The organism is Carnobacterium sp. FSL E2-0243, assembly GCF_038003605.1.
Taxonomy (GTDB): Bacteria; Bacillota; Bacilli; order Lactobacillales; family Carnobacteriaceae; genus Carnobacterium; species Carnobacterium maltaromaticum.
Genome location: NZ_JBBOPM010000002.1, coordinates 78,100 through 88,036 on the forward strand (window position 1 = coordinate 78,100; position 9,937 = coordinate 88,036).

A 9,937-nucleotide genomic window follows, 5' to 3' on the forward strand; every position below is an offset into this window, starting at 1 on the left:
AAGAAAATGAATGATGCACTTGAATTTCTATTAAAAAGCATTGCAGAACAGTTGAGTCTATCAAGTGGAGACAAAGGCGTTCTACTCCAAAATTTAGATCAGTATTTACCTGAGTTATATAAATATAGTGTGTCAATAATGGATATAGTAGTGAAGCCAATTGGATATACCTTATTAGGCTTTTTTTTATTGATTGAATTTCAAGCGTTAGCGCAGAAAATGAGTTCTTCAAGTAATGGACAAACTGGTGGAATGGAATTCCTATTGCCACTTGTAATTAAAGTGGGATTTTGTTCATTAGTCATGAGGAATTTAGCTCTGTTTTTGAAAGCAATCATGGATGTGGGAATAACGATAACTAGAGGGATTTCTAATCTTGGGATTGCAGCTGGAGGAAGTAATAAAATAGATATTTCCAATGCAATGGACACAATATCTGACTTAGGTTTCTTTTCCCAACTCATGTTACTAGTCGTATTCTTGCTTGTACTATTAATTTCAATTTTTACGAATGTACTAGTTAAAGTAATTGTATTTATGCGATTTCTTGAGTTATACGTCTACATGAGTATTTCACCTTTGCCGGTTGCCACTTTACCAAATGCAGAATTAAATCAAATTGGAAAGAATTTCTTTAAATCATTTGTAGCAGCGTCCTTACAAGGAACGTTGCTATTTTTAGTTTTAAGTTTTTATCCCATTTTAGTTAATGGAATATTTACTTTAACTGGTGGTGAAGGAGCATTTGAAATTACTGCATCTATATTGGGATACAGTGTAGCATTGGCTTTTTGTTTGTTTTATACAGGAAAATGGTCGAAGTCTATTACCACAGCTGCATAGAAAGGAAGATATTTATGGCAATAGAGGTTTCAGTAAGAAAAGAAATAAAGTCCTATCAAGAAAAATTGATAGGTGGAATGTCATTACGACAAGCGGCGTGTGCAACTGTAGCAGTTGCGTTTAGTGCTGGAGTTGGGACAATTAATCATTTTTTTATCCATTGGGCTATTGATGATATAGGAGTAGTGATTATGTTTTTATCTATTCCTATTTTGGCTGTTGGATGGTTTAAAAAAGAAGGGATGCCTTTTGAAAAGTATATGTTGATTATGTGGCGATATAAAGGATTGGCTAACGCTTATCCTTTTAAAAATAGGAAATTGGAGGTAGAAGTTGTTGAAGCTGAAGACAAAAAAGAACGTAAAAAACGAACAGAATATGGAAATTGAAAACAAAAAAATCGTTCATTTATTGAATAAGCAAAAAAAAATGCGTGGTAAGCGACAGCGGAAAGAAGCTCCAGTTAAAAGTGCTCAAAACGTTTTACGTTACGAAAAAATGTATGAAAGTGGATTGTGTGATTTATCAAATGGACTATTTTCAAAAAGTTTTCGTTTCTCAGATGTAAACTACCAAATAGCTCAAAGGGATGATCAACTAAATATTTTTAGTGATTATTGTGAATTGCTAAATGCTTGTGATTCGAGTACGCATTTAAATGTTACGATTATGAATAAAAAGATTGATATTGAGGCTTTTGAAAGGGAACTTTTCTATGAGAAGAAAGGTGATTCTGAAGATGTATATCGAAGTGAACTAAACGACATGTTAAGTAAAACGATTACTGGAGGCCAAAATGGTTTTCTTAAAGAAAACTATTTAACTTATTCAACAACTGCTAAAACAATCGAACAAGCACAACAATACCTTGATAGGACCGAACAAACTCTGATGGGCGGCTTTGCAGAAATGGGAGCCGAATGTAAGGAACTAAAAGGGATAAATCGGTTAGAAGTCATGCACCATTTGATGAAACCAAATGATCTGTTTCATTTCAAGTATGAAGACCTCCTGTATAGTGGGCTTACAACGAAGTCAGCCGTAGCTCCTTCAAGCTTTAACTTTAAGAAAAATAAGCATTCTTTTGAAATAGGTTCAGGTTTCGGTCAAGTTTTATATTTAAAAGATTATCCGTCAAATTTAACGGATAAATTAGTAACAGAATTGACCGAAATACCAGAAGAATTAACTATTTCAATTCATATTGATCCTGTTGATCCGGATAAAGCCAACGATTTGGTTCAAAAGAAAAAAATGTTTATGGATTCTGATAAAGTTTCAGCTCAAAGGACAGCTGGTAAACGTGGATATGATCCGGATTCTTTACCTTATGAATTAAATACGAGTATTGCTGAAGCAAATTTATTATTGGATGACATGGTTCATCATGGACAAAAATTATTTTATGCTACTTTTCTTGTTTATGTAAGAGCAGATACTGAAGAACAATTACAAGATGTAATAGAACAAGTTCTGAGTACAGGTCGTAAAAATAGATGTGGATTTAGCCGTTTAGATTATTTACAGCTTGAGGGTATAAATTCTATTTTGCCATTAGGAAAGAATTTTGTTGATATTCAAAGAACTTTAACTACTGCCAGTACAGCTATTTTTATTCCATTTACAGCTCAGGATCTAAATCATGAGGATGGTAAATTTTATGGCGTTAATGAAACAACCAAGAACGTTGTGAGAGTAAATCGAAAAAAGTTAAATACACCTAGTGGATTTATATTGGGTAGTTCAGGTACAGGAAAAGGGGTTGCTAAAAAATATGAAGAAATAACAACGCTTTTAAAAAATCCCAATGATGAAATTATATCAATTGATCCGGAAGATGAGGATTCAATTATTGGGAAGGCATTTGATGCTCAAATAATTAAGATTTCACCAAGCACAGATACCTTTATCAATCTGTTAGATATATCGGAAGATCTAAATGGCGAAGAAGATCCAGTAAAACTTAAAGCAGATTTTTTATTATCAGCTTTTGAAACACTTATTGGTGGAAATACAGGTTTAAGTTCGTCTTCTCGCTCTATTATTGATCGAGTGACACGCTTGACCTATGCAGAATATTTGAATACGCCTGGAACTCCTATGCCAAATCTCAAAGATAATTGGTTCCCCATATTAAAGGCTCAACCAGAAGAAGCTGCTAAAACGTTAGCTTTAGATTTAGAACTTTATATTGAAGGATCATTGTCTGTTTTTTCTAAACCAACTAATGTGGAGTTGAATAAACGATTTATTATTTATAATACAAAACAATTAGGAAGTCAGCTTAAAACTTTTGGCATGATGGTGGTTTTAGAACAAGTGTGGAATCGAGTGGTTAGAAATAGAGAATTAGGGATAACAACCTGGCTTTATGTTGATGAAATGCAATTGTTGCTAAATGATGAATATTGTGAAAATTACTTTTTTGAACTTTGGAGTCGTATTCGTAAATGGGGAGCAATTCCTACTGGAGTCACTCAGAATGTCGAAACACTCTTACTATCAGATAAAGCACGACGTATGCTAAGTAACAGTGAATTTATCATTATGCTAAAACAAGCTAAAAGTGATTTAGATGAAATCTCTTCACTTTTTGGACTTTCTTATCAACAAGAGAAACAACTTGCTAATCCGAGTCAAGGGGCTGGTTTGATTAAAGCTGGGAATGCAATTGTTCCTTTTTCAAATATTATTCCTAACGGTACGAAAGTTTATGATCTTGTTACAACCGATCCAGATGACCGAATTAAATTGAAAAAAAAACAAGGGTGAATGACACATGAGAGAGAGAAAGTCTGATTTATGGACTCAATCAAGTGATACAAAAAATAAAAAATCCGTTCATGTTGAAAAAAAGGAGCAATTAAAGACTTTAGTAAAATCGAGTGTCCATACTAGGTTAGTAAAGAAAAATAAAAAGTCTGATAGTGTGAAGCTAGAAAAAAAGATTGATAATTGGATTAATTCAGTTGAAGGAAGTAAGAAAGAGCCATCAAAAAAAGAAACTGATAAAAATAAGCCTAAAGATAAAGCAAAAGATGCGAGTACAAAAAAAACAGCACTTGAAAAAAAGAAAGAAAGTAATGCAACAAAAGAAAAGGAAGATAAAGCAACAAAAGAAAAGAAAGATACAAGTAAATCTTCTGAAAAGAAAAAAGAATCTAGTGGTAATAGGAATAAAAAAGATAAAAATTCAAAAAAAAATAATCAAGAGAATAAAAAATCTCTCGTTCGTTTTGTTGGAGATCAAGTTGGTGCAGAGGTTAAATCAGAATTGGGAACAGATGACACTCTTATTGGTGAGGCAGAACAAGTAGCTGGCCATATTCGAGCAACCAAAGATGGAGTGAAGGCAACGGCTCATATGGTTAATAAAACTGCTAAAACCACGGTTAAGGTCACTAAAACTTCAAGTTGGATAATTAAAAATAGGAAACGAATTGCCCAAGCAAGTAAGCAACAAGCAATTAATGTTTTTAAAGCAATTTCTAGATTTATTGCAAATCCTATAGCAGTTATTCAAGGGGCTGGAGTAGGGATTATTGCTTCAGTAGTAGTAGGAGTATTAATGATAATAGTAGTTTCTATATCAATGATGATATCGTCTTTTACAATAAAATCAGATGAAAAAGCACTAACAGAAACCTGGTCGTATTTAACAGAATTAGATACAGATACAACGCTCAATATTCGTTCAGGAAGTAATGAATTGGAAATGAATGGAGCATATGCTAGTAGAGAAAATGTTGAGATAGTGACCACTATTGATGGGGTGCTAGCTTATATGGATGGACTGTATGGTGATTATAAATTAGATAAAAAATTACCTAAAAAAACTACTACCGCTCGACAAGAAATTGATTCGTTATACCAAGAATTAGTGACACAATCAACACAAGGAACAAAGGATAATATTTCAGTACAAGAAATTACTGAAATTATTAAAAATAATGAAAAAAACAGTGACATGTCGGACCAACTCGCAGCAATGTCTGAAGTTGGTCAATATGCTTCATTAGTAGAATTAGCAAGTTCGTTTCCTGATTCTGATCAACTAATGGTTAAACAACGCTTTGGTTACTATATAAAGGATAATAAAAAAGCAGAGCTTAAAGGAATAATTATCCAATCTGAGAAAGGACAAAAAGTTCATTCTCCTATGTCAGGGACCGTTGTTTCAAGTGGAGATCAATTATCTTTAACGAAAGGCAAAAAAATACTTTCTTTACAGGGGCTTGAAGGGTCGGTTTCAGTAGGGACTGAAGTAAAAAAAGGTCAAGTTATTGGGAAAACAACGGGTGAAAACAGTTTGTTTATTCAATATACAAGATCAGGAACAATCGTTAACCCAGGCTTTTATTTTCCAAACGTCCAATATTTACAATTTACCAATTTTGGCTACATGACATCTGGATCAGGATTTAACGAGGCTGTTTTTCGAATGGTCATTCTTACAAAATGTAATTTATTTAGCTCTAAAGCGGATAAAATCATTGCGGAGGCGCAAAAAGCAGGTGTTTCACCAGTTATATTTGCAGCAATTATGATCCATGAAAGTGCTTGGGGGACAAGTAAAGCAATTAGGGAGCACAATAATCCATCGGGTCAAATGTCTTCAAGTGGAATTATCCATTATGCAACGTTAGATGAAGGCATAGAGGCTACTGGTCGCACTTTGAAAAATCTTATTATAGAGAGAGAGCTTCAAACTGTTGAAGCACTAGGAAGTGTCTATTGTCCTATTGGAGCAGCCAATGATCCACTTGGTTTAAATAAAAATTGGGTTCCAGCTATTAAAGGATTCATGAAAGAATTGGGTGGAACTGAAGACATGAGTCTCTTGTGGAGTGAAGCAAGTGGTACAGCAGGTACAATGCTAGAATTTGCGCATTCTTTATTTGGTAAAGGAGTCATATACTCACAAGATACAGGGAAACGTGGAACATTCCCATATCATGACTGTTCTTCTTTTGTTATGAAAGCAATGCAAGAGGCTGGATTAAAAGTTGGATTAGGAAGTACAGAAACTTTGTATGGATTAGAGGGAACTTTATTGCAACCTATTTCAAGGGATCAAGTTAAGGCAGGTGATATCTTTGTTTGGGGAACTAAAGGTGGTTCGGGAGGTGACTATGGTCATACAGGAATATTTTTAGATGATGGTGGGAAAACAATAATTCATTGTACTCCTTCAGTTAATCAAAATGGAAATGTAGTTAAGACACCATTTGATGGATATTATGGTAGTCCCGAATTAGCTCCAGTTTATTTTTACAGAATCAACTAAGGGAGGAGAAAATGATGGCAGAAAACAAATCGAAAATAGCAATAGTAGCTATTGTAATCATCGCACTGGTGTTTATTTCTGTAAGTATTGGAAAAACTATGGGTGTTAATAAAACGACATCAGAATATGAAGAAAAAATAGTGAAAATAACAAAAGAAGAAAAAGATTCATTCAAGGAGGATGTAGTAACAGAGTTTTTACTTCAGTATTATACCTTTGAAAAGACTGGTGACAATTTTAATGATTATAAGGATCAATTAACACCTACAATGCAAAAAGAGCAACGTAATCAATTGGACATCGCCAAAAAAAGTACTGGACCACAAAATTTTGGGCATTCGTCATTCGTTAGGAGCCTTAATTATATCCGGAAAATTGATGGTGGAACTGTGGAAGTTATTAGTATGGTGACTCACACTCTTAATTTACTCAATACAGAGGGTGAAATTGTTAAAAGAGGACTAGAAAACAATCCTATAGTAAAACTTCAGTTTGTTAAAGATAAGGATAGTAAAGAGTTTTTAGTGAATAAACTTGAACTGATTACAATTTCAGAATAAGTAAAAATTAAAAAATGTGTATAAAGAATGGGAGTAATGAAGATGGCACGAAAAAAAACGGTTGAAGAAAAAATCACTAGTTTAAATGATGAAATTAAAGTTATTGAAGGAAGAATTGAAAGTGATCGACAAAAGTTGCAACAAAAGAAAAAAGCAGTTAAAAATTTAGAAACTGAGTCAACTATGGCCGTATTAGAAGCCTATAAATTATCAGCTAGTGAGTTGAAAGCTTTACTGTCAAAACACGCATCGGGAGAAACAAATACACCACAACATCAAGAAATTAAGCAATCGAATCATCAAGGACATCAACAAAAAAATAACCATTCACAATAATTGGAGAGGGGTGAGTATTTATGGCCAAAGAAACCATTTGTCTGGTTAATGCAAAAAAAATGACTGTTCCAGAGGAACGAATGGATATGTACGATGCGTTTGAAATTCTGGAAAAGGAAAACAAGCGATTATTAGTAGAAAAATCACAGGGAGCTTGTACGGTTAATTTGTATGATAAAAAAGACAATTTGTTGTTTTCGGAGGACGTTGTATTTCCCCTTGAAAATGATATTGAGGTTGTTTTATCTGAACGTTTTTTTGCTCCGAAAGAATCGTCAATAGTAAAACCAAACAAGCAAATCCAAGTTACTAAGGACCCGAAGCCAAAAAAAGAACGTAAACAAAAAAGTAGCAAAGAAAAAATAGAAAAATCAGAACCAGGTTCTATGGATAAAGAGACTACAAACAAGTCCATAATTCAAAAATCATTATTGAAAGGACAGAAACGGATGGTTTTATTACTTGTTGGAGCCGTTTGTTTACTAACTGTCGGAGGTATACTAGTTCAATCATTTCCCCTGGTTGAATCTGCTGTTCAGTGGCTTAGTAAAAGTGAACCAGAAAAATCATGGAATGACTACTTGGAAGAAAAAGACTATATTGGTGCAGGAAAGAAGTTCCCTGAAAAATTAGGAGACTTAGTGGATTATTTAACAGAAAAGCAAGAATTTAAAGCATTAAAAGAACTAAACGAGACCTTTCCAACAGCTGAAGCTACTTTTGACTTGGCTTTTTATCAAAAAGAATGGGAAGAAGTCATAGGACTCAATGATTCTAAACTTACAAAAGAACGTCAAGTAATGTTAGCACATTCATATATTGAGCTTGGTCGATTAACTGAAGCAGAAATTCTCAATAAAACTTTGAAAAGCAAAATATTAACTAATGAGATTCATTTTGCTTATAAGATCAAAGCTATTAAACTGATTCAAGCTGGAAAAATAGATGATGCAGCGGCAATTCAAAAAAAGATAAACGATGACGAACTTGAAGAATTATTAGCAACAGGAAAGGCATGTTTAGAAATGATTGAACATTATAAAAAAGAGAATGATAGTGAGAGCCAAAAACAATGGGTTTCTCGTTTAGAAAATTTAGGAGGAGAGATTATTAATGAATCTACCAAAAACAATAAGTAAGAAGAGTATTTATATAGGATTAGGAATATTATTATCAGCTGGTGTACTTGGTACAGCAGCTTTTAGTTTGCAATCAACATCTGAACCTAAGACAGAGGTTACAAAAAAAATAGAGTCATCTGACAAGAAAATATCTGATAAATCTAACAGAAAAAAAGAGAATAACAGTAAAAAAACGGATATTGCTGAAGATACGCTGAAAAAATATGATGTTGAATTAAAAAATAATCAAAATTCAGTTACTGGATTTTCTTCATCATTAACACCAAAAGAAATGCAATTGGTTGCTGCAGTAATTAAAGAACAAACCAAAGAAGCAGAAAAGGTTATTGCTACTGCAAATCCAACGGAAGTTGCACCTCCAGTTCTGTTGCCAAACTTACCAGATAAGCCAACAAAACCAGTGGAACCAATTTTACCACCAGTAATTGAAACGAGTAAACCGACTATTCATTATCAAGAAGGTATTGTAATAGTGAAAGATTCAATAGTTGATCCGATGGATTATTTCAATGTAGTGGATTCACTTGATCCGAATGTAGCTGTTTATGTTGATACAACAGGATTAGATACTTCAAATGTTGGTGATCAATCGTTTCTTGTGATTGCTACAAACAAATTTAATGAAACTACAGTTGCTAAAGTTCCTGTATTTGTAGCATCAATACCAAGTATTTCACTTTCTTCTACAGCTGTTGAATTAAAGATTGGGGAGTCATTTAATCCCACTGATTGGGTAACCGCATGGGATGAAATTGAGGGTGATCTTTCATCAAGAGTTATGATTTCATCACAAGTAAACACTGAAGTGGAAGGGATTTACAATGTATGGTTTGAAGTTACTACTAGTTATGGTATTTCGGCTAGAACTAGAATGAGCGTTCGAATTGTAAATGCGCCACCACGAATTTATGCACCAACTGTCTATCATGAAATTGACCAACCATTCAATCCTTTAGATGGTGTGTTAGCAAAAGCCTACAATGGGGAAATTATTCTTGTTTCTGAAAACGATATTGTTGAAAACACGGTTGATCCAAATACTGAAGGTAGCTATAAAGTTGTTTATCAAGTAAGAGATCGCTTTGGAAAAGCTTCAGAAAAAGTAGAGCGTCTAGTAATTGTACAAAATCATGCCCCTGTGTTGCATGGTATTAAAGACTTAAGTTTCCATGTTGGTACGAATATTACGTTGGATGACGTCATGGACGGTGTGACAGCTACTGATAGAGAGGATGACAAGAATGGATTACCTCTTGAAGTAAACGTAAATATGGAACAATTTAATGCTATTCAAACGGAACAAGAAGGTGTGTATCCTTTAACTTATACAGTTGTTGATAGTCATGGTAAAGAAACAAACAAAGAAATTAATGTGACTATAATCAACGATGCACCAGTTATTCACGGAATTGTAGATGTAGAAATTGACTTGAATTCTTCTTTTGATCCATTGGAAGGAGTTACAGTTACGGATACTGAAGACGGTGATATTTTGACTTCTACTATTGAGGTGACAAATTTAGTAGATACAAGTACACCAGGTGTATATGAAGTGACTTATCAAGTAGTAGATAGACACGGCAAAGCTTCTAAACTTTATGTAAGAACAGTTACTGTGAAAGAAGTGATTGAACTTCCAGAAGTAGAGGAACCTGTTCTTCCTGAAGTGCCACCTTCAGAAGAGAATATGAACCTACAAGAAAATAAAATTGATTAATCATATTGAACCAGGACTTCTTATAGGGAGTCCTGGTTTTTTTCAATAGAGA

General features: G+C 33.7%; 8 protein-coding genes. All 8 read left to right on the forward strand.

The genetic code is table 11. From position 1 onward, the window contains the following. Positions 1–6: 6 nt before the first annotated feature. From MHI00_RS16940 to MHI00_RS16980, 8 genes are read left to right on the forward strand one after another with little or no spacing between them, the layout of a single operon-like run. Complete coding sequence (locus MHI00_RS16940) at positions 7–843, forward strand: hypothetical protein (protein ID WP_035067162.1); 837 nt, start codon at positions 7–9, stop codon at positions 841–843. Positions 844–857: 14 nt separating this feature from the next. Continuing rightward, on the forward strand, positions 858–1,232 hold the full coding sequence (locus tag MHI00_RS16945; protein WP_035067159.1) for a PrgI family protein: 375 nt from the start codon (positions 858–860) through the stop codon (positions 1,230–1,232). Beyond that, entirely contained in the window at positions 1,180–3,615 is a 2,436-nt protein-coding gene (locus tag MHI00_RS16950; RefSeq protein WP_307781486.1) for a VirB4-like conjugal transfer ATPase, CD1110 family, read from the forward strand. The genes MHI00_RS16945 and MHI00_RS16950 overlap by 53 nt, the downstream gene beginning before the upstream one ends. 7 nt (positions 3,616–3,622) lie before the next feature. Beyond that, positions 3,623–6,130 carry a peptidoglycan amidohydrolase family protein gene (locus tag MHI00_RS17760; RefSeq protein ID WP_278752145.1) on the forward strand — a complete coding sequence of 836 codons (2,508 nt, stop codon included), beginning with the start codon at positions 3,623–3,625 and terminating at the stop codon, positions 6,128–6,130. A 14-nt stretch (positions 6,131–6,144) separates the two neighbouring features. After that, positions 6,145–6,690, forward strand: coding sequence for a hypothetical protein (locus tag MHI00_RS16965; RefSeq protein WP_135057796.1), 546 nt, complete (start codon positions 6,145–6,147; stop codon positions 6,688–6,690). 42 nt (positions 6,691–6,732) lie between these two features. After that, complete coding sequence (locus MHI00_RS16970; protein WP_135057793.1) at positions 6,733–7,026, forward strand: hypothetical protein; 294 nt, start codon at positions 6,733–6,735, stop codon at positions 7,024–7,026. Positions 7,027–7,046: 20 nt separating this feature from the next. Then, positions 7,047–8,165 (forward strand): hypothetical protein, encoded by a 1,119-nt coding sequence (locus MHI00_RS16975; protein ID WP_278752147.1) that lies wholly within the window; start codon positions 7,047–7,049, stop codon positions 8,163–8,165. After that, complete coding sequence (locus MHI00_RS16980; RefSeq protein ID WP_278752149.1) at positions 8,140–9,885, forward strand: immunoglobulin-like domain-containing protein; 1,746 nt, start codon at positions 8,140–8,142, stop codon at positions 9,883–9,885. The genes MHI00_RS16975 and MHI00_RS16980 overlap by 26 nt, the downstream gene beginning before the upstream one ends. The last annotated feature ends 52 nt before the right edge of the window (positions 9,886–9,937 follow it).